At 38.0% G+C, this 21,055-nt stretch carries 23 protein-coding genes and 1 pseudogene; 21 read left to right on the top strand and 3 right to left on the bottom strand.

Annotated elements, in window-relative coordinates:
• The first annotated feature begins 48 nt into the window (after positions 1-48).
• The 14 genes and pseudogenes from abc-f (at position 49) to BMX34_RS06530 (ending at position 12,663) form a co-directional block, all read left to right on the top strand.
• Positions 49-1,659 carry a ribosomal protection-like ABC-F family protein gene (gene abc-f / locus BMX34_RS06465; protein WP_092571969.1) on the top strand — a complete coding sequence of 537 codons (1,611 nt, stop codon included), beginning with the start codon at positions 49-51 and terminating at the stop codon, positions 1,657-1,659.
• A 31-nt stretch (positions 1,660-1,690) separates the two neighbouring features.
• Positions 1,691-1,888, top strand: coding sequence for a GNAT family N-acetyltransferase (locus BMX34_RS06470; protein WP_092571970.1), 198 nt, complete (start codon positions 1,691-1,693; stop codon positions 1,886-1,888).
• 89 nt (positions 1,889-1,977) lie between these two features.
• Positions 1,978-2,952, top strand: coding sequence for a 2-hydroxyacid dehydrogenase (locus tag BMX34_RS06475; protein WP_159428873.1), 975 nt, complete (start codon positions 1,978-1,980; stop codon positions 2,950-2,952).
• A 315-nt stretch (positions 2,953-3,267) separates the two neighbouring features.
• Entirely contained in the window at positions 3,268-3,804 is a 537-nt protein-coding gene (locus BMX34_RS06480; RefSeq protein WP_092571972.1) for a hypothetical protein, read from the top strand.
• Positions 3,805-3,980: 176 nt separating this feature from the next.
• Positions 3,981-5,369: a GNAT family N-acetyltransferase gene (locus tag BMX34_RS09970; protein WP_092571973.1), complete on the top strand. Its 1,389-nt coding sequence runs from the start codon at positions 3,981-3,983 to the stop codon at positions 5,367-5,369.
• Between the two features lie 88 nt (positions 5,370-5,457).
• Positions 5,458-5,976 carry a GNAT family N-acetyltransferase gene (locus BMX34_RS06490; protein WP_234971691.1) on the top strand — a complete coding sequence of 173 codons (519 nt, stop codon included), beginning with the start codon at positions 5,458-5,460 and terminating at the stop codon, positions 5,974-5,976.
• 47 nt (positions 5,977-6,023) lie between these two features.
• The gene (locus BMX34_RS06495; RefSeq protein WP_159428874.1) at positions 6,024-6,323 is read left to right on the top strand and encodes an MBL fold metallo-hydrolase; all 300 of its coding nucleotides are present in this window, start codon (positions 6,024-6,026) and stop codon (positions 6,321-6,323) included.
• 301 nt (positions 6,324-6,624) lie between these two features.
• Positions 6,625-6,858, top strand: a complete 234-nt coding sequence (locus tag BMX34_RS06500; protein WP_143440738.1) for a hypothetical protein — start codon at positions 6,625-6,627, stop codon at positions 6,856-6,858.
• 119 nt (positions 6,859-6,977) lie between these two features.
• Positions 6,978-8,879 (top strand): purple acid phosphatase family protein, encoded by a 1,902-nt coding sequence (locus BMX34_RS06505; RefSeq protein WP_092571979.1) that lies wholly within the window; start codon positions 6,978-6,980, stop codon positions 8,877-8,879.
• A gap of 222 nt (positions 8,880-9,101) precedes the next feature.
• Positions 9,102-9,419, top strand: a pseudogene (locus BMX34_RS06510) (MazG nucleotide pyrophosphohydrolase domain-containing protein).
• Positions 9,416-9,976, top strand: a complete 561-nt coding sequence (locus tag BMX34_RS06515) for an LOG family protein (protein ID WP_092571981.1) — start codon at positions 9,416-9,418, stop codon at positions 9,974-9,976. Before BMX34_RS06510 ends, BMX34_RS06515 begins: the two are co-directional and overlap by 4 nt.
• Before the next feature lie 243 nt (positions 9,977-10,219).
• Complete coding sequence (locus BMX34_RS06520; protein WP_092571983.1) at positions 10,220-11,191, top strand: FAD-dependent oxidoreductase; 972 nt, start codon at positions 10,220-10,222, stop codon at positions 11,189-11,191.
• Between the two features lie 8 nt (positions 11,192-11,199).
• Positions 11,200-11,652, top strand: a complete 453-nt coding sequence (locus BMX34_RS06525; RefSeq protein WP_092571985.1) for an FAD-binding protein — start codon at positions 11,200-11,202, stop codon at positions 11,650-11,652.
• A 54-nt stretch (positions 11,653-11,706) separates the two neighbouring features.
• Positions 11,707-12,663: a glutathione S-transferase family protein gene (locus BMX34_RS06530; protein ID WP_092571988.1), complete on the top strand. Its 957-nt coding sequence runs from the start codon at positions 11,707-11,709 to the stop codon at positions 12,661-12,663.
• Between the two features lie 80 nt (positions 12,664-12,743).
• On the opposite strand, the gene BMX34_RS06535 is transcribed toward BMX34_RS06530, so the two are convergent.
• Complete coding sequence (locus BMX34_RS06535) at positions 12,744-13,691, bottom strand: alpha/beta hydrolase (RefSeq protein WP_092571990.1); 948 nt, start codon at positions 13,689-13,691, stop codon at positions 12,744-12,746.
• Positions 13,692-14,086: 395 nt separating this feature from the next.
• On the opposite strand from BMX34_RS06535, the gene BMX34_RS06540 reads away from it, so the two are divergent.
• From BMX34_RS06540 to BMX34_RS06550, 3 genes are all read left to right on the top strand, one after another.
• Positions 14,087-14,317, top strand: coding sequence for a hypothetical protein (locus tag BMX34_RS06540; RefSeq protein WP_143440739.1), 231 nt, complete (start codon positions 14,087-14,089; stop codon positions 14,315-14,317).
• Positions 14,318-14,329: 12 nt separating this feature from the next.
• On the top strand, positions 14,330-14,776 hold the full coding sequence (locus BMX34_RS06545; protein WP_092571994.1) for a GNAT family N-acetyltransferase: 447 nt from the start codon (positions 14,330-14,332) through the stop codon (positions 14,774-14,776).
• A 150-nt stretch (positions 14,777-14,926) separates the two neighbouring features.
• The gene (locus tag BMX34_RS06550) at positions 14,927-15,706 is read left to right on the top strand and encodes a dimethylarginine dimethylaminohydrolase family protein (RefSeq protein WP_092571997.1); all 780 of its coding nucleotides are present in this window, start codon (positions 14,927-14,929) and stop codon (positions 15,704-15,706) included.
• A gap of 92 nt (positions 15,707-15,798) precedes the next feature.
• On the opposite strand, the gene BMX34_RS06555 is transcribed toward BMX34_RS06550, so the two are convergent.
• The gene (locus BMX34_RS06555; RefSeq protein WP_159428875.1) at positions 15,799-16,443 is read right to left on the bottom strand and encodes a GntR family transcriptional regulator; all 645 of its coding nucleotides are present in this window, start codon (positions 16,441-16,443) and stop codon (positions 15,799-15,801) included.
• A gap of 119 nt (positions 16,444-16,562) precedes the next feature.
• Between BMX34_RS06555 and BMX34_RS06560 the strand changes: the two genes are divergently transcribed.
• From BMX34_RS06560 to BMX34_RS06575, 4 genes are all read left to right on the top strand, one after another.
• Positions 16,563-17,330: a dimethylarginine dimethylaminohydrolase family protein gene (locus BMX34_RS06560; RefSeq protein ID WP_092572001.1), complete on the top strand. Its 768-nt coding sequence runs from the start codon at positions 16,563-16,565 to the stop codon at positions 17,328-17,330.
• A gap of 127 nt (positions 17,331-17,457) precedes the next feature.
• Positions 17,458-18,546: an alanine/ornithine racemase family PLP-dependent enzyme gene (locus tag BMX34_RS06565; protein WP_092572003.1), complete on the top strand. Its 1,089-nt coding sequence runs from the start codon at positions 17,458-17,460 to the stop codon at positions 18,544-18,546.
• A gap of 22 nt (positions 18,547-18,568) precedes the next feature.
• Positions 18,569-19,993, top strand: coding sequence for a basic amino acid/polyamine antiporter (locus BMX34_RS06570; protein ID WP_092572004.1), 1,425 nt, complete (start codon positions 18,569-18,571; stop codon positions 19,991-19,993).
• A gap of 206 nt (positions 19,994-20,199) precedes the next feature.
• On the top strand, positions 20,200-20,625 hold the full coding sequence (locus BMX34_RS06575; protein WP_092572006.1) for an SRPBCC family protein: 426 nt from the start codon (positions 20,200-20,202) through the stop codon (positions 20,623-20,625).
• A 92-nt stretch (positions 20,626-20,717) separates the two neighbouring features.
• On the opposite strand, the gene BMX34_RS06580 is transcribed toward BMX34_RS06575, so the two are convergent.
• Positions 20,718-20,975 (bottom strand): hypothetical protein, encoded by a 258-nt coding sequence (locus BMX34_RS06580; protein WP_092572008.1) that lies wholly within the window; start codon positions 20,973-20,975, stop codon positions 20,718-20,720.
• Between the last annotated feature and the right edge of the window lie 80 nt (positions 20,976-21,055).

Here is a 21,055-nt window from a genome sequence, read left to right on the forward strand (position 1 = left end):
ATTACCCAGTTAATGAGAGGATAAGTCCTCTCAACTAAAGGAGGATTTATGATAAACATACAACAATTGAATAAAACTATTGGCGTTCGTAACCTACTTCATGTAGAAGCCCTATCGATTGAAGCGACTGATAAAATAGGCTTAATTGGCCAGAATGGTGTAGGTAAATCGACTTTACTCAGAATATTGGCCGGCTTAGATCAAGAATATAGCGGACAGATTGATATTCAAATGTCCCTAAGCTATCTTTTCAGCGATGATCAGCTTGGCGTAGAGTCTGGTCAAGATCAGGATACTTCTATCGAACAAACGGATTTACTCAAGCAGGGCAGTCCAGGACAGGTCCAAAGCCAACGATTGGCTCAAGTCTTAGACCATCCTGATTCATTCTTGTTATTAGATGAGCCTACTTCTCATTTAGATCTCGAACAGAAGGATTTATTGAGCCAGCGATTGCAAGCGAGAACTATGGGATATCTAGCTATTTCTCACGACCGGGATTTTATCAATCAAAATTGTCATAAAATCTTTGAATTGAGCCAGGGAAGTATTGAAATTTATAATGGCAATTATGAATTCTATTTGGACGAGAAGATTAAGCGCGAGAAGTTTGCTCAACGTGAATACCAGCAATTTGTCAAAGAGAAGCAACGCTTAAAGAAGTTAGCTCAGGAGGTCCGCCAACAATCGGCTGCCGTGCGAAGAACACCCAAGAGAATGGGGAATTCTGAAGCGCGTCTGCATAAAATGGGGGGTCAATCCGTTAAGAAAAAGTTAGATAATAAAGTCAAAGCCATTGAAACTCGGATGCAACAGCTTGACGTTAAAGCGAAACCCAAAGAAGATAGCGTGATTAGACTTTCGTTGCCTGAGGGAGAAGCTATTCAGGCTAAGGTTTTGGTTTCGGCTGAATCGCTGAACAAATCATATCAGGATAAGAAAATTTTTCGACAGGCTAAATTTACCATTGAACGCGGGGATCGAATTGCATTAATCGGTCCGAATGGTTCGGGCAAAACCACGTTGTTAAAGATGATATTATCAAGAAAGCAAGTCCAGACCCATCCTCGGTTGCAGATTGGTTATTATAGTCAAATGGAAGAAAATCTGGATTTAGAGTCCAGTATTTTAGAGAATATTTTGATCAGTTCGATCTTTGATGAGACTTTGACTCGGATTGTCTTGGCTCGTTTAGGATTCACAGGCGATAGTATTTATAAAAGGGTGGCGGTTCTCAGTGACGGTGAGCAAGCTAAAATCAAACTCGCTAAGTTAATCACCTCAAAAGCGAACCTGATAATGTTAGATGAACCGACCAACTATTTGGATATTCAGGCCATTGAAGTCTTAGAAGAACTCTTATTGCATATGGATCGTCCACTTATTTTTGTGAGTCATGATGTTTCACTCATCAATCATTTGGCGAATAAATTATTTCTGATTAAGCATCAGCAAATAGAAACTTTCGCTGGAAATTTACAAGACTATCAACAAGATCAGCTGACTAAGAAACAAGCAAAAAGTGATCAACAGATGTTAATCGATTTCAGATTGACCCAGCTAAATAGCCTACTTTCTCTGGATTTACCGGCCGATGAGAAAGCTCGTCTAGAAGAAGAATATCTTGATTTATTAAATCAAAAACACAACCGTAATTAATATCCTTTTGGCAGAAAGAAGGAGAAAGCTTATGACAGAGATAGAGAGCCAACGAATGATTATTCATCATGTAAAGAACGTTTTAAAGATTCCTTATCCCCTGATGGCATTGACTAAGGAAGATAATCTTCCATCTCGCCGAACTGCCGAAAGTTTAGGTTTAGTGTATCAGACAACATTTGATCGTTACCAAGGTCAGGGAATGTATATTATTGCAGTTCCGATTTAAAGCGTGAATATTTCAAAAAATAGATTGATAGCAATGAACAATCTGCAAAGATTTCTTACAATCGTTATCCAAAGAAAGGAATGAAGTCATTGACTAAGAAAATTTATTCAGCGGTTAAATTACCTCAAGAAGCAGTTGATATGATTAAGGATGCTGGTTTTGAACTGGAGATGCATGATGAACTGACGACACCATCCTCCAAAGAGATTATAGAAAAAAGCAAGCAAGCTCAGGCGATTATTTCTGGAGTGAATGTTCAGATAACGGCTGAAATCATTGAAGCCAGTCCCCAATTAGAAATCATTGCCAACGTGGGTGCGGGCGTCAATAATATTGATATTGAAAGCGCAGAACAACATCAGGTCGTTTTAACCAATACTCCGAGCCGAGATTCTGTTGCTTCAACGGCTGAATTAGCCCTTGGTCTCGTCTTAGCCTTATCGCGAAATATTCTGCAAACCCAGGAAATGGTCCAAGCCAATGATTTTCCCGGTTGGCAAGTGATGGGCTTCTTAGGCGGCCATCAAGTAGCCTATAAGAAACTCTTGATTGTTGGCTTCGGCAATATCGGTCAGGAAATTGCCCGGATGGCCAAAGCTTTCCATATGGACTTGTATTACTACGATATTAAAGACCGTTCAAATTTTGCAGCGGCGGAAAAAGAGACCGGCGCTCAATATATTGACTTCGAACAAGGATTGAGCTTGGCCGATTACGTCATTCTGCAAATGAACTACACGCCAGATAATCATCATTTCATCAGCGAAAAAGAACTTAAACAGATGAAAGAAGAGGCCTATTTAATCAACACGGCTCGTGGCGGAATTATTGATGAAGCAGCCTTAGTCAAGGCGTTGAAGCAAGGTTGGATTGCTGGCGCTGGTATCGATGTCCACGAAGAAGAGCCAAAGATTAACCAAGATTTATTGGCGACTCAGAAAGTTGTGATGACGCCACATATTGGTAACGATACCTACGAGGCTCGAACCGAAATGGCTAAAATTGCAGCCACTGAAGCGGTCAAAGGGCTCAAAGGCCAGACACTAACTTATCAGGTAGACTAAAAATATTCTCATCCTCCTGTCGATTTCCAAAAGACGAAAACAAGTGAGGATGGGAGTTTTTTGTGGCCAATTTTTCTATTACGTTAGACATTCAAGGAGGGATTGTGTGTTTGCTTTGACGGTGTCTAAATATTGTTTCATCTCAAACATTATCTTTTCTCGTATGCTGTTCTTTTATTTAGAGGAATGAAGCAGGCAGTTTCAGGTGTTGTCTACTCGCGGAAAAAATAAAGGTGCTAAATAGGCTAATAAATAGAAAATCTAAAATACTCATGGCATAATTAAGAAAATTATCCCGATGAAGGAGACTCCTATATGTTTACAATTATTATTATCTGCCTTGCCTTTCTTGGCTTAAGTATTTTTATATTTTTTAAGCAATTGCGAAAAGACCAAGTTTGGCAACATAGATTTCTACTCTTGCCAGCTAGTCTTCTTCTAATTGCAGCTTCTTTACTCCCTATTTTCTTTGTGTTAGAAATGAGCCAGAGTCTTTCTAGCGAGGATGAATATCGATTTGGATTTATTATTATTTTAGTTTTGACCCTTCCCATCCTGATTTTAACCCCGCTTTCGATGATTCAGAATTTGATCAATGGATATATTTTTTGGAAACATCGAACAGTAGTCAATATCTCATCAAAGCTGACCAAGATTTATTTCGGCAATCTGAGTCTTTACGCTCTATTTATTTTGATAAAAATCGTTTCAATCTTAGTTGATCATGCCGTTTTTTATTTTCATCTTATCACTGTTTTACTAGACTTGATTTTTGCCATTGTGTTGGTAATTTCGACAAAAGAGGTCAAGGATCAGATCTTGCTGACCTTAGAGCCAGAGAGCATCTCATGATTTTGATAGATCAAGATGATATAACTACGGACTATTTCTTTGGAAATGTATTAGTTACTTAATATTGAGTATTTATAAGTGGATTTAGAGTTGGGACGATAAGGACAATCTTCTACAGTAGAGTAAAAGTTAATCCTTTTGAACAAATATTGATTGATTAAGAAAGGAGTCTTTAAATGGTTTATCCTTTAATGACACCCTTTGGCGAAATAATAATTAGCTTGGATGGTCACGAAATAGTTTATGAAGCTTATCCTTTGAGTTTGCTTTATCGAGACATTAAGTTATCGGGGCGGTATGCTATCATAGTCCCCTTTAATCCCGATCGGAAAAATCATCTCATCAGCTGTAAATTGAATACTGAGGAAAAGTTAAACGTTGATTATGAATCCGGCGAGAACGTTCAGATAGTTAATTATGCAGATGTTGAGAAGCAAGGTTATGATTTGTCAATTGGCATCTCCGCAGAGACAGACTATATATATGGCTATCGTTACTCTTATTTTGATTTTGATGGAGCAGAGGTTAGAAATGGGATTGGCTATCAAGTCCTACCCTTTACTAAAACCCAACATTATCCTTTTGCTATTGCTTGGTCAGAAACAATGTCTGAAAATGAGGACACTCAAGCAAATTTACATCGGCTAACAATGACTTCGATAGCGGCGGAACCACAAGATTTAGATATTCAGCTAGGGCATAAGCAAACAAATGGGGATATTATTTGGAATCAGAGGTCAAAAAACTTCTTATATCATACTTGGTTGGTAGGCAATCATTATGTAGATACTGATATAGAGCTAATTGCATATGGGGAGAAACTATCTTTAGTTCGGGAACCTCGAAACACTTATGATAAGTGGGCAATTAGAGTGAACAACGAACAAGGAGATAAATTAGGTTATATTCCCAAAGAGTTGAGTAGAAGATTGGCTCAGCGAATGGATGCTGGCCACGAAATAATATGTTTCGCTGAAGGAATCTCGAACATTCAAGGAAAACGACGCTTATTTTTAGGGATTTATACTGAAAGGATATTTCCTCGAACCATACAAACAGATCGACTAAGTATTAGGCCCTTTAAACTATCAGATCGAGCAGATCTCTTAGAAATTTATGGGAATCCTGAGGTCTGTCAATTCTTGCTCCATGAACCTTGGAATGAACAGCAAAGTTACGATGAAATTATTATAAAGAACAATCATGATTTATTAACAACAGATGCGCCCTTAAACTTAGCCGTTGAGCTTGACCAGAAAGTAATCGGTGAAATTTCGGCATGGTTTACGGATATGAAGGAGACCCTTGAAATTGGTTTCGTCTTTAATCTAGACTATGGGGGACAGGAGTATGCGCAAGAAGCTGCAAGAGCGGTCATTGAGCATCTGGTTAAGTATTATAAGATTCATCGGATTATTGCCAATCTTGATGCGCGAAATCAGGCTTTAGCCAGATTATGTCAGCGAATTGGTATGCGTCAGGAAGGACAGTTTATCCAGGACTATTGGAATAAAGGTGAGTGGACGGATAGTTATATCTATGCCATCTTGGCCAGTGAAATTTAAGTTGATTTGGCAGTCAAGCTTTTGATGGGTTTAACTCTGGTTTAGTACTAGCTAAGAATTTCGATTGACTTTTCTCTTATGAAGGTGATTGACCTTTGAAGGAGCTAAATCAGCTGAAATTCAACGAGTAAAGAAAGATTATGGAATTGTAGATGGAGATTGTATGATTATTAGAGAAATTAAGCATCGGAAACGAGATTATTTGCCACTCTTGTTATTGGCGGACGAGCAAGAGAGTATGATTGATTGTTATCTTGATCGAGGGCAGCTTTATGTCCTCGAAGATCCAGATCTAAGAGCGGTCTGCGTTTTGACCGATGAAGGCGACGATATTTTAGAAATTAAAAACTTGGCCGTCGATACTCCTTTTCAAGGGCGGGGATACGGTAAGGCAATGATTGAATTTGTCGTCGAAAAATATAGGCAGACCTATTCAATTCTACAAGTCGGAACTGGGGAAAGCACTCTAACGCTCCCTTTCTATCAAAAATGTGGTTTCAGCCCTCATCATCGTCTTAAAAACTTTTTCATTGAAAATTATAACCAGCCAATTATTGAAGCGGGCCAGCTGTTAAGGGATATGATTTATTTACGCCGAGATATTTAATAACTTGATTTCATAACTATGCAAATGACAAAAAAGGAGTGAACTCGTTGAAGATTACCAGTTTTGGCACGACCACTTTGTTGTTTGATGATGGTAGGGATCAGATTCTATTTGATGCCCATTTTAGCCGTCCATCGATCGGTCAAGCCCTGTTTACCAAGTTGAAAGTTGATCATGAAATCATTCAAGAGATGATAGAAAAGCATGATTTCAGTCGTTTGAAAGCAATCTTTGTATCTCATTCACATTACGACCATGTACTTGATGCGCCTTATCTGGCTCAAATAACCGGGGCAAAGTTATATGGCAGTCCTTCAACAATTAACGTAGGGCGCGGGCCTTGCTGACAGCCAATTAGAGACTTTCCAGGCTGATCAAGCTTATCAAATAGGGGATTATCAGATTCGCATAATTCCCTCGATTCATTCCAAACCAATTCCTTTTAATGATGATTTAGGCCAAGAAATCGAAGAACCGCTGAGCCAACCTAATCGTGTTCGGGCCTATAAAGAAGGAGGCTCGTTTGATTTTTATATTCAACATGGTAAGAAGTCGTATTTAATTCATCCAAGCTGTAATTATATTGAAGGAAATCTAAAGGGTTGGACTGCTGACCTCTTGTTCTTGGCTTTAGCCGGAATTACCAAGATGAAACCCGAGGAAAAAGAGGCATATTTTGATCAAACCATCGGCCAGACCCAAGCCAGTTTAGTGATTCCCATTCATTGGGATAATTTTTTTGTATCTTTGGCTAAGCCGACTAAAGCAATGCCTCAGCTTGCCGAGCATACCGATCAGGTTCTTTTCGAATTAGTTCAATATTGTGAGAAACACGGCATCAACACCTTAGTTCAACTCCCACGTACGAGTTTTGATTTTTAATGTTGAAAGACATTTTGGAATTTACTCAATCTTTACCGAACCTTTACAGAAGATTTACACTACTCAGTTATACTGAACATTGTAACTGAGTTTACAATATCTTTGTAAAGGAGAAGTCGATGAAATCTTTAAAGAAAGCGGTATTAACGACTGTATTGGTATCGAATTTATTAGCTGGTGTTAGTGTTCCGGTGTTTGCTCAATCAGTAGCTGAGGAAACTTTAGCCCATAATGAGGAAAAGGCTAAGGATCCAAAATTAACGCCTGAAGCCTTCTCAGAGAATGATGGCATTGAGAAGGATGATCAAGGCAAGGTCATTTCTGTCACCATCGGTGGCGAGAAAGCTGAAGTTCTTGAGGAGAATCCTGCTAAGACCGAGGCGCCTGTTAATAACAAGCCGAATCGTATCACCACGAATCTAAGTGAAGATCCAGCGACCTCAATGTATTTCCAATGGCATACGACGGATGAAGACAAAGAAGCGCGTTTGTATCTTTGGGAAGAGGGTCAAAGTATTGATGAGGCGGTCGAAATAACGCCAGAGATCTCAGTGATTGAAGATGCTTATTATGTACAACAAACCGATGATGGACATTTCGTCTATGCGATTATGTGGGACGAAGAGGAAGATGAACCTTTAACCGATCTTGATGATCCATTTCAACCCCTTGATCAAGCTGATAAAGTTTTAGGTTACTTCACCGATGAAGCTTTTAGCAAGGATAATTTATTATGGTTGGATAAAGGCTATGAAGAATATTCCGTGCCAGTGCCTTATGCTAAATTTAATGAAACAGCTTATAAAGCAGTGGCAGAAGATTTAAAACCAGCAACGGTTTATCATTATGCTGTAGGCAACAAAGAAGGTGAATTGTCAGAAGAAGCTAGCTTTACTACTGCCCAAGCTGAAGCTAAAGATTTTACTTTCGTCCACTATACCGACACACAAAATGCGTTCGCTTCTCAAAATCAACGTTCAGAGGCATATTATTCTAAATCTACTATGGATTCAATTTTAGCTAATGAGGAGGCTCAAGGAGCCAGCTTTGCTATCCATACGGGTGACGTGGTTAATGATGATTACAATGATACTGAGTGGAATTTAACCTTGACCGCTTTAAGTGAATTAAATCAAACCATGCCTCATCTATTCGTAACAGGTAATCATGACAATGAAGATTTCCAACAACATATTTATACCCCCAATGAAATTGAAGATATGAAATCTGGTGTGGCTTATTCAACACGTTATAATGGTGTTCAATTCATTACCCTCAATACAGAAAATGATATGGAGTCAGAAGAAGATGCATCACCAATGATTTCTGAGGAACAAATGACTTGGTTTGAAGAAGAACTTAAGGCAGCTCAAGAAGCACGAGATAAGGGTGAAATTAATTGGATTATTGTTAATTATCACCGTCCGCTGGTATCAGCTTCTTATCACTCTTTAGAAGATGAGAAAGTTCAATTAGTTCGCGATGAGTTAATGGCTATCTTAGACCAATATGATGTCGATTTAGTCTTAAATGGTCATGACCATAATGTTACAGCCACCCATGCATTGAAATACGATGAGAAGAGTTTCGTTAAAGCCAGTGTAGCTACTGAAGGGGTTACCAAGGATAATGTAACAACTTATAGCTCTCCGGAAGGAACAATTAATATCGTGCCTGACACAGCCGGAACGAAGAACTATGATGCGATTTATAAGAATCAATCCTTTGAATGGTTAAAAGAGAATGAAGATATTCATGAGACTTTCGCTGAATTGATGGATTACGAAGTCACTGAAGATGATATCAAAGCTTTCCGCGAATTATTTGTTACTGAAGATCAACCCTTCCGTTCACCATTCTATACCGACGGCCACTCCAATGCCCGTGAAGGAAATATCCAACACTATGCAGTGGTTGATGTGACCGCCGATAAGATTACATATAAAATGTATGAAGTGATTGGCGAAGATTTAGATAATCGTGAAACCAACTTAATCCATACTTATGTGATTGAAAAATAAATCTTAAATTTACCTACGGAATTCATATATCCCTATTTATATTCTTAACTCGATTTAGTTATAAGTTAGGAATAAAATAGGGATTTTTTAATGAATAAAAACATATTCAGATGGCGAAATATAGTTGATCATCAAGATACTAGATGAAAAAAGTTCTTATGTTACAATAGTTCAGACAGTGTTCTCTGCATTGTCTGAAAAGTAGTAGAGGTGATTGAATTAATGGATATTAAGAATTATCAAGCTTGGGTCAGTGAATTTTATTAGGAGCGCCACTGGTATCAATATAATCCTTTTATTCGGAGCAATTTTTTGACGGAAGAGGTAGGCGAATTAGCCCAAGCCATTCGTAAATATGAGATCGGTCGTGACCGACCTGATGAAGAAGTCCCTTCACAGGTTGAGAATCTAGCCGATATCAAAGAAAAATTAGGGGATGTCTTGGATAATATCTTTATTTTAGCTGATAAGTATCAAATTTCTTTAGAAGAGATCATGGTTGCCCATAAAAATAAACTAGAAAAAAGGTTTGATCAATGAATATTACCGTATATTGTGGAGCAAGCGTAGGGAATCATCAAGTTTATCAAGAAAAAGCTCAGGAATTGGCCAAATGGATGGCTCAAAATAATCACACGTTAATTTATGGTGGTGGGAATGTTGGTCTGATGGGGGTGATGGCCGATACCATATTAAACGATGGTGGTCAGGCTATAGGTGTGATGCCGTCATTCCTAAAAGAACGTGAAATCGCTCATAATCGACTGACCGACTTATTTCTAGTAGAAAATATGACTGAGCGAAAGCTTAAAATGATCCATCTGGCTGATGCCTTTATTGCTTTGCCTGGAGGTCCTGGAACCTTAGAGGAAATATCTGAGGTCATCTCATGGGCGCGGATAGGACAGAATAATAAACCTTGTATTCTTTATAATATTGCTGGTTATTACAATCATTTAAGTTATCTATTTGATCATATGGTAAGTGAAGGTTTCTTGAACCAAGCTGATCGTGATCAGATTATGATTGACAATAGCCTTTCGCGGATGGAAAATTTTATCATAAATTATCGTCCGCCTAAAATTAGATCCTATTGAGTGAGGTGCTTGCTTAATTTGTTCATAACATATCCTTAAATTGCATTACTTCAGCAAATTGGGATTAGGGATTAAATTATTAGATTTACATACAAAATCATAAATGTTTTTGTAGCTTTTTCTCTGCAGCCATAAGTGATATTCCTTGTAGACATTCTAATCTATGATAAAATAGAGATGTAAAGCTTAGATTTCGAAATATCAGCACAGCTTTTGGACTCAATAGAAAGAAGGAATATTTCAATGGTCTTAGAGAAAATTGAAGCAGTCCTTGATTATGACATTGTTGTGATTGGAGCAGGGTCACCAGGTGTGCCAGCCGCCCTAGCAGCTGCTGAAAGTGGGGCAAAGGTAGCCATTATCCAAAAGGAACGCCATGCCTCTGCCTGTGGTCACATTAGTGCAGGAATTGATGTAGATCATTCTGATCCCGTTGCCGTTCAAAAATTAGTCAAACGAATGATGACTGACAATGATGATCGATCTAAACGGGGTTTGATTGAATCCTATGTGAAACACTCAGACAACGCTTTGTTATGGCTGTACGACAAGATGAAAGAAGCTGGCGTTCATGTGAATGAACTAGGGAATGGACCGCAACAAGGATTGATTGAGGAAGAAGACTTAGATTTACAATTTGTTACCTTGCTTGTCGGCCCTAAACCTAATGATGTCGGCGACGCCATGATTGCCCTTTGTCAACTAGCCCAGCAACAAGGCGTTGATATTTATTATAATGCACCTGCTGTACGATTGATTAAGGAACAAGGACGAGTAACCGGCGTGATTGCCCGAACGGTCGATGGCTATCAAAAATTTTATGCCAGTAAGGGAGTCATCTTAGGTACGGGTGATTATCAGAATGACCCAGCCATGATGCAGCAGTATTTACCAGATGTGGCCCATTTTGAGAAGAAGAAGACGGGCTGTACAGGCGATGGTCATAAAATGTTAATCGGTATCGGCGGCCGAATGGAAAATGTAGGTCATACCAAGATGGTTCATGATATGGATTCTGGACCGAGTGCAATGATGTCCTTACCATTCTTACGGGTGAAACTCGATGGAACTCGTTTCGTCAATGAAGAAGTTAAGATGGAATACATGAACTGTTATACCTTAGCCGAAGGTGGCCATTATGCACAGATCTTCGACGATGCCTATCTGGAAAAGCGAAGGATTGGGCCAAGAAAATTCCAGATAAAGCTGAACTGAAGAATTATATGCCTGAAGAGCCCGGCGAGAAGAAAGGGGTCCTAGTTGATCAGATTGCAACTTTTAAGGCCAATAGTCTCGAAGAACTTGCTGAAAAATTACAGATCACTGATGTCGAAACCTTCAAAGAAACCGTCCAACGGTATAATGAATTAGTTGAAGCAGGTAAAGATGTCGACTTTGGTGTTGCTCCAGAACATCTTTCAGCCATTGATACGCCACCATATTATGGAACCCACCGTCATGTTCGCTTTACTCAAGGTTGTTCCGGTATTGTGGTTAATGAATATAATCAGGTCCTTGATGTTCATGATCAACCGATTGAGGGAGTTTATGCGATTGGTAACCTAGCGGGTAATTTCTACGGCTCGATTGATTATCCTCTTTCAATTGGTGGTTTGAATTTAGGTCACAATTACACTCAAGGTTATGTTGTTGGCAAGATGTTGGCAGAACAGTAATCGACATTAAGTAGGCGGATTGAGGTAATTCATACACATTAAGGAGGAATTTGAATGGGACTTTTAGTGGATGGTGTTTGGCAAGACAAATGGTACGATACCAAGAAATCTAAAGGACATTTTGTCAGAACTCAAACTCAATTTCGTAATTGGATCACTAAGGATGGTAGTCCGGGACCAACGGGTGAAGGGGGCTTTAAAGCAGAGAAAGATCGCTATCACCTATACGTATCTTATGCGTGTCCTTGGGCTTCTCGTGCTTTAATTTTCCGGAAAATCAAGGGATTGGAAGATATTATTTCTCTATCGGTGGTCCACCCTTATATGGGCGAAAACGGCTGGACCTTTGAAGAAGGGGACGGTGTGATTCCAGATACAGTACATCAATTTGATTATTTATATCAAGTATACTTAAACGATGATCCTAAGTATACGGGACGGGTAACTGTGCCAGTCTTATTCGACAAGAAACAAGATCGCATCGTTTCCAATGAATCGGCTGATATCATTCGCATGTTTAACTCAGCCTTTGATGACTTAGGGGCTAAAGAAGGCGACTATTATCCAGAAGAATTGCGTGAAGAAATTGATGAAATTAATGAGTTAGTCTACCACAATGTGAACAATGGGGTTTATAAGGCTGGATTTGCCACTAAACAAGAAGTTTATGAAGCAGAAGTTCGCAACTTATTTACCACCCTAGATAAATTAGAAGAACGGCTTATCGATCAAGATTATTTAGTAGGAAATACACTTACTGAAGCGGACTGGCGTTTGTTCACCACTTTAATTCGTTTTGAACCGGTATATTTTGGCCATTTCAAATGTAATCTGAAACATTTAACGGATTACCCAAACCTATGGAACTATACTAAGCGTCTGTATAATTATCCGGGTGTCAGCGAGACGGTTAATTTTGATCATATCAAGCGTCACTATTATATGAGCCATCCAACCATTAACCCTAATCAAATCGTGCCACTGGGTCCTGATTTGGATTACACTGTTTAAAAGTACAATAAAACATCCATCCTGGGCAAGTCATCGAGCTTGTCAGGATGGATGTTTTTTGTTTGTTATTTTATGATGAGTCAATCAGAAGTTTGATTTAGAAACTGTTCAATCGATTGACGATACAGATCCGTTTGTTCATAGAAGAGAGAAGCATGTTCCCCTTGATTTACCGAGATAAACTTTTTGTGTTTTGCCGGGCTAGCCTGAAAAACTTCTTGACCCATGGTATAAGGCACCACTTCATCGGTTTTGGAGTGAACGATTAACAGTGGGGTGGGAACCTCTTTAATCTGTTCGGTGACCTTACTGTCAGCTAATGAGAAGCCTTGGCTAATGCGGAGATTCCAATCACCTAATGTTAGCATGTAATCTAGAGGAAGGCCTGTCTCTTCTGAAATACTGTTAAGTTCTTGCCGAGTCATGGCTTCACCATCAGCAACCGGACTATCTAGAATGAGATAATCGACCTCTTTACTTAAATTTTTGGCTCCTAGACCGACTGTTGCTCCACCGAATGATTCTCCCCATAATATCAGTGTTTGATTGGAATCTAATGACTTGGCGACCCGATGAGTAACATCTTCTAAGTCTTTACTTTCTAATACGCCAAAGGTGTTAGTCTCAGCCATATTTTCGCCAGAATTGCGTTGGTCATAAGCGTAAACATCATAACCTAAGTCTAGAAACATTTGACTAATAGGTAGGATACTCTCCTTGCTGCCCCCAAGGCCATGGACCATGATGACGGCTCCATTAGATGGGGCGCTTGTCTTGACCTCAAGCAAGGGAATTTTATGGCCAAAAGCTGAAGAAGTTATTTTTGAAAATATCATCTTGTGCTCTTTCTTAAATTGATCCAAATCAAAGTCATGTTCTTTTAAATAAGTCAATGAATTTTCGTAGGTATCTTCACGCTCGACTAAATGAGTCGTGCCGTCAGCTACCTGTATCGAAATATAGACCGAAAAGCCTACGAAAAGTAACCCAATGACAGCCAAGATTGACCATAATATCTTCTTTCTCATTCGTTCCTCCTAAATAAGCAAATAAGCATGGTGAGCCCTTTCAAAAAATAGTGAGCGAATTAACTAGTTATATTTTAACATAGGTAGTATATTAATAATAATCAAAATAAAGATATTTTGAATCTTTATCTCGGGACAAACTCAATAAAACTTTTTTCCAAGGTTATAAAAGCATAGGTTCTCAGATTTTTCTAGATTTATTACTTGGTGGGATATATTAACCAAACCGACATAAGAGGAAAACTATAACCATTTGTGTGCTAAAATAGATGCTTTAGCTAAGATAAAAAGATGTTTTAAGTCTTGCTTTTGCAGAAGATGAGGGTCCTAATGGTTAAGTAAAAATATTTATTTTGGCTCCTTTAGCTGTCCTATCTGAGGGTATCAGTTCACAATTGGTCCGTCAAGGCCATCAAATTGCGCGTAAACTTTCGTTTCCATATTCGATTGTGTTGGGCAATCCAGCCTATTATCAGCGCTTTGGTTATCGACCTGCCGATCAGTTCGGTATAAATTCTCCTTTTGAAGTAGCCAAGGAATATTTTATGGCCTTAAAATTAGATTCAGCCGCTATGACACTATCGGGCACCATGCGCTATGACCAAGCATTTAAGATTTACAACTAAAAGGAGAATAAAATGACAGTGATTGAAATTAATCATGAATTAAGCTTACTTCCATATTATGCCAATGAAGCAGAGGCTCTAGTCTGGTACCAAGACAAAGAAACCTGCAAAATGGTCGATAATATTGATCAAGTTTATGATATAGATCGACTCAAGGCGATGTATCACTATCTGGATCAACATGGAGATTGTTTCTATGTGAAATATCGGGGCAAGTTAGTCGGGGACTGTTCGTTACAAGATTCTGGTGAGCTTGCTATTGTGATTTGCAAGGAATTCCAAGGACGAGGAATTGGAAGTAGATGCATTCAAGCAATGGTTCAGCGGGCCCAAGATAAAAATATGGCCAAAGTATTTGCTAGAATTTATTCGTTTAATGAACGCAGTCGACAGATGTTTATGAAGCAAGGCTTTCAACAGGTGGAAGAGGAATTGTTTGAATTACGATTTAACAAATAAAAGTTGTATACATTAATTTTATGTGATTTACCTTAATATAACAGTTCTCGTCAATTTTCTTAATAAATTAAGTTTACTTTGCATATTGTATACTATATAATAACAATGAAAGCGCGTAAACGCTTAAATAATTTATTAGGAGGATGTTTCATGCTGACTTTTGATAAGGCTATCGTGCGTAAACCAAGTAAATCAATGTTAGAGGGGATTACTACGGGAATGTTTAGTGATGATGCCCCGATATATGAGGATGCTGTAAAGCAACATGCAGGTTATGTGAAAGCTCTGGAAGAATTAGGTCTGGATGTTTTGGTTTTGGAAGCATTGGAAGAATACCCAGATTCATGTTTTGTTGAAGATCCTGCCGTAGTGATGAAGGAATGTGCTATTATCACCAATTCACCTCGAGAATCAAGAAACGGTGAAAAATTTGAGATCATGGATGCGATTAAGAAATATTACAAAGATGATCAAATTTTTCATATTGAAGCACCCGGAACCATGGAGGGTGGCGATGTAATGCAGGTTGACAAACATTTCTTCGTCGGACTTTCCGATCGAACCAATGAAGAAGGGGCTAAACAATTTAATGACATTGTCAGCAAATTCGGTTATACTTCTTCAACCGTTCCTGTAACTGAAGGACTTCATCTAAAAGATTTCGCCATTTACTTAGAAAATAATAATATGTTGGTAAGTCCAACCATGAATAAGGTTGAGGATTTCCAAAAATTCGACCGGCATGTCGTTGAAGATGAGGAACTCTATGCTATAAATAGTTTATACATAAATGGAACGGTTTTAGTACCAGCTGGACATCCGAAAACACAAGCTTATATTGAAAGTAAAGGTTATCCCGTTAAAGTTGTCAATACCGATGAATTTAAGAAAATAGACGGTAGCTTAACCTGTCTTTCATTAAGATTCTAATTATAATCTGCTACCTACATATAAATATCCCTTAAAACTTATGGCCTTGAGAAGGTTCTCCTAAGTTTTAAGGGGTATTTTTTCTTTATATTTTACCAAAGATCATAACGGGCATTTTCAATTCGCCAATGGACTTCTTCTAAATAACGACGCAGTTCACACAAATTATTTTCCTTAAACAGATTTAAAATGACTTGATGTTCGTCGTTGGTTTTATTCAAAATATCTTTCAAATTATTAGGATCGGATTTACTAAAGGCTTTAGCGATTAAAAATTGTTTTTGCTGATGAATTTCTTTAATTAATCGTCGATTTTGTGCCTTATTTATATAGATATCATGAAAAGCTTCCTGAATCTCGTTGTATTTTATATACAGACCATTCGCTATTGCTGAATACATCGTATCGATATGGAATTGCATTAAAGAATAATCTTCTTCGGTCAAGAAAGGTGCGGCTAATTGAGCCGATTTTCCGTCTAATACACCAATTAGTTGATAAACTTCTTCAAGATCTTTGAGCGTATAGTTGACTAGTTTAAATCCTTTATTTGGCGTATGTTCAATAATCTCTAAAGCAGCTAGGTGTAATAAGGCTTCTCGTATTGGTGTACGGCTAAGACCTGTCGCTTCTGCCAGCGATTGTTCAGTAATGCGTTCATTAGGGAGAATATTTCCTTCAGTAATTTGTTGGGAAATATACTCATAGACTTTATCTTTAGAATTGATAACTAGCACCTCCATCGTTTATAAAAAATATTGTAGTATATATTTTTCTTTCTGACAATCGAGTAGCTATTGACAAAAAACATTGTATACAATATACTTTAGATAAGAAATCATAAAGGAGTGGTGTTATGTTCAAAAATGTTATCGTTCGTGTACCAAGTAAATCAATCTCTGAAGGCTTGACCAGTGCTAACGAAGGAAAACCGATTTACGAAAAAGCATTAGTTCAACATGAAAATTATGTAAGCGCTCTAACTAAATGTGGTGTGAATGTAACAGTATTAGAACCTAAAGATGAATTTCCGGATGCTTGCTTTGTTGAGGACGTGGCTTTATGTACACCAAAATGTGCTATCATCACTCGTCCTGGTGCTGAAACCCGGCGCGAAGAAGCCGCTTTAGAAGATATGCACCAAGCACTTAGAAAATTCTACGACAATATCGAGAAAATAGAAGCTCCTGGGACGATTGAGGCTGGAGATATTATGATGGTTGGCGATCATTATTACATTGGTTTGTCTGATCGGACTAATCAAGAAGGAGCCGACCAAATGATTGCAATTCTAGAAAAATATGGAATGTCCGGAGAAACCGTCAAATTGGACACTATGCTCCATTTAAAAACTGGACTTGCTTATTTAGAAAATAATAATTTAATTGTCTGCGGAGAATTTACGACCAAAGAATGCTTTAAAGATTTTAATAAACTTGAAGTGGAAATGGATGAGGCTTATGGGGCTAACTGTATCTGGGTAAATGGAACAGTGATTGTGCCAGAAGGTTATCCAAATATTAAGGCAAAGATTGAAGACTTAGGATATAAAACTTTAGTAGTTGACACTTCGGAATATCGCAAAATTGATGGTGGCTTGTCTTGTCTTTCATTACGTTTCTAAGAAAATAATATAAATTTGAATGGTGTAGGGTAGGATTCGCAATGAGTTTGATAGTGGATGCTGCCCTTTATTTTTACATATCATCTATTTGAAAGCGGTAACAATGAACATCCAGGGAGGGAGAATCATGACTAAGGGACCATATCCTCGTTTACTCATTGATACTAAGAAATTACAATCAAATATTCAAACCATGATGAAGGTGTGTCAAGATTATGGAATCGTAGTTAGTGGAGTAGTTAAGGGTACTAATGGTATACCCGAGATTATAGAAAATTTTATCCAGGCTGGGATGAAACACTTAGCTTCATCAAGACTTTGTCAACTTGAAAGGATTAAAAAGATGGATTCGTCGGTCCATACTTTAGCCTTAAGAATTCCCATGTTAAGTGAACTCGATGAATTGATTGAAGTTGCAGATTGCAGTCTGAATTCTGAAATAGAAACATTAACTGCATTAAACGAACTTTGTCAGAGAAAAAACAAACATCACGAAGTCGTCTTGATGAATGATCTTGGTGATTTGCGTGAAGGATTTTTTGAGCAAGAAGAACTGATTCAGGCAGCGGTTTATGTAGAGAACAAATGTCCCAATCTTTATCTAAAAGGCATCGGAACTAATTTAGGATGTTATGGTTCGATAGAACCAGATCAAGAAAATTTAGGCCAATTAATTGAGAATGCGCGCATTATTGAAGAGCAGATCGGTCGATCGCTAGATTGGATTTCTGGAGGTGCTACGACCTCCGTGCCATTAGTCTTAAACAAAACCATGCCAAAGGGAATCAATCATCTGCGGATTGGTGACGGCATTTATTTAAGAGATATGGAATTATATTTTGACTATCATTTTGATCAGATGTATGGGGATGTATTTATTTTAGAAGGTGAAATTATTGAGATCCATAATAAACCAAGTCATCCGATTGGTACGATTTCAGTAGATGCTTTCGGCAATCGACCAGTGTACGAAGATATCGGCCGAAGAGATCGGGCTCTCTTAGCAATGGGACGGCAAGACATTGGCGACATGACCAAATTGATTCCCATAGATCAGAATATTGTAGTAAAAGGCGGTTCAAGTGACCATACTATCGTAGATATTACTGAATCTGAAAAAAATTATAAATTGGGAGATACAATAAAATTCACCTTACAGTATGAAAATTTATTACTGGCATCAAGTTCAGAATACATCTATAAGCAATACATATAATTTATAATAAAGGAGTAGAACAATGGAAACAAAAGAAAAGAAAGTAGGTTTATGGGGCCTCGTTGCCTTGACTGTAACTTCTGTCGTCGGTGGCGGTATCTTCAACTTGATGTCTGATATGGCTAAGTCAGCTGCTGTCGGACCAATGATCGTATCCTTAGTTCTATCTGGGATGGGAATGGGCATTTTTGTCCTATGTTTAGAAAATTTAAACAACAAATTACCTGAGTTGGATGCTGGAATTTATAGTTATGCCAAGGAGGGCTTTGGAGATTTTGTTGGTTTTAATTCTGCTATTGGTTATTGGTTGTCCATTGTATTGGGGAACGTGGCTCTAGGTTCATTAGCTCTCAGTGCCCTAGGTTATTTTATCCCGGCCTTTGGAGATGGTCAGACGATTTGGGCGGTCATCGGGGCTTCCATTCTTTTATGGATAATGCACTTTACTATTTTACGTGGTTCTGATTTCGCGTCTAAAATTAACGGTTTGATTATGATTGCTAAATTGGTCCCTCTGGCAATCTTCGTGGTCGCATTATTAATCGCTTTTAACTTTGATATGTTTACTGCTGATTTCTGGGGAACAATGAATCAAGGTTTTGATTGGGGACTGGTCGGACCGCAAATTAAAGGAGCAATGATTTCAGCGGTTTGGGTCTTTGTGGGTGTGGAAGGTTCTATCGTTTATTCTGCTCGTGCTAAAGATAAAGCTACAGTAGGACGTTCAGTGATTCTCTCTTTTGCAATTATTACGGCGATCTATTTGTTAACTACTGTATTGAGTTTCGCAGTAATGAGCCAAGGAGAGTTGGCTACCTTGGGCAAACCAGCCATGGCCTATGTCTTAGAAAGTGTGGTCGGTCCTTGGGGAGCTGCTTTAATTAATATTGGTGTGGCCATTTCTGCGATTGGATGTTGGTTTGCTTGTATCATGTTTAGTGGGGAAATCTGTTTCCAAGCGGCCAAAGAAGGTATATTCCCGAAAATCTTTGAAAAAGAGAATAAATATAAAGCCCCAGTTAATGCATTGTTGATTTCCAACGGAATCATTCAATTCTTCTTCCTGTCTTTATTAGTCAATCAGTCAGCCTATAACTTCATGGCTTTACTTGCATCCAGTACCATGTTAGTGCCATATTTCTTCGTCTCCTTGAGTCAAGCTAAACTATCCTACAAATGGGAAGGTGGTTTATCAAAGAATGTTATTTTAGGAATTATTTCAACGATTTATATGGGGTATTGTATTAATGCTTCAGGGATTGAGTATATTCTGGTCACCACATTCTTATTTGCTCCTTGTATGCTGTTCTATATGCTAGCTTGTAAGCAGAATAATAAGAAGATGTTTAACAAGTATGAATTAATCGGTGCGCTGGCTATTCTCGTATTGACATTAATCACCATTGTTATGGTAGTCAATGGCACCATTGATATCGCCTCAATGTAGTATATATTTAATCTTAATAAATATTCTCGGTTGTATTTCAAGGAATTAAAATCTGAATTCATTCTCTCAAGTTTTTTAATCCAAATAATATCTTTTCTTAAAATTATAATCGCGAATCTATGTTATAATGAAAGTAGATTGAGAAATGAAATAATTTAAGGGAAATTCTCATGAATATAATATAGAAAGGTTTGTAGGGGGCAACAATGGCTAAGGCAAATATCAAGGTCACTTTATTGTGCCCGATCGATCGGGTATGGCAACAAGTGACTGATGTTGCGAATTATCAATGGCGTAGTGATTTAAGTTCAACAAGGATTATCGATGATAAGCATTTTGTAGAAGTTAGTAAGAATGGCATCGAAACTACGATGACAACCTGTCAAGTTGTGAAATATAAATTATGGGAGTTTGAGATTGATAATCGTTATTTAAAAGGTAAATGGACGGGGAAATTCTATAAGCAAGGTGATAATACCACCCTTGATTTTACTGAAGAAGTTGTTGCTAAGAAGTTATATTTAATACCTTTCGTCGGCAGTTTTATACGGAATCAACAAAAGTTATTCATGAAAGATTTAAAGAAAAGTTTAGTCTGTGAAGAAGCCTGTCTGATTAGTGTCCTAGGTTAACATCAAAAAAATAAAGACAAGATAAGTGTTGCAACTTGCTTATCTTGTCTTTTTTTGTCTTAATGATGTTGAAATAAGAAAATCGCGAATGGTTAACTGAGAGAATCGAAGAAAACAAAAAAGAGACTGAATAATGAAGTCATGGTAGCTACAGCCAAGAGGCTGGCTAAAGGCATTCCCACAAGAATCACTATCCACCATAACCATGGGTGCTCTTGTAAATGATTAATCAATTGGTGATCATGCTGGAAACTTGTCCGCGATACGGACGGTTTTAAGGTATATTTATGCGTTTCTGTTGGACTGATTAAGAAATGCACTTTTGGCACGGTAGTATGTTGGTTGCGCATGATAAGTCCTCCTTTTTTATTTGTCTTTAGTATAGGACAAATAATAAAAAGATAGTGTTAAAGCATCAGCAAAGGTATTA

Source organism: Ignavigranum ruoffiae (assembly GCF_900110675.1).
Classification (GTDB): domain Bacteria; phylum Bacillota; class Bacilli; order Lactobacillales; family Aerococcaceae; genus Ignavigranum; species Ignavigranum ruoffiae.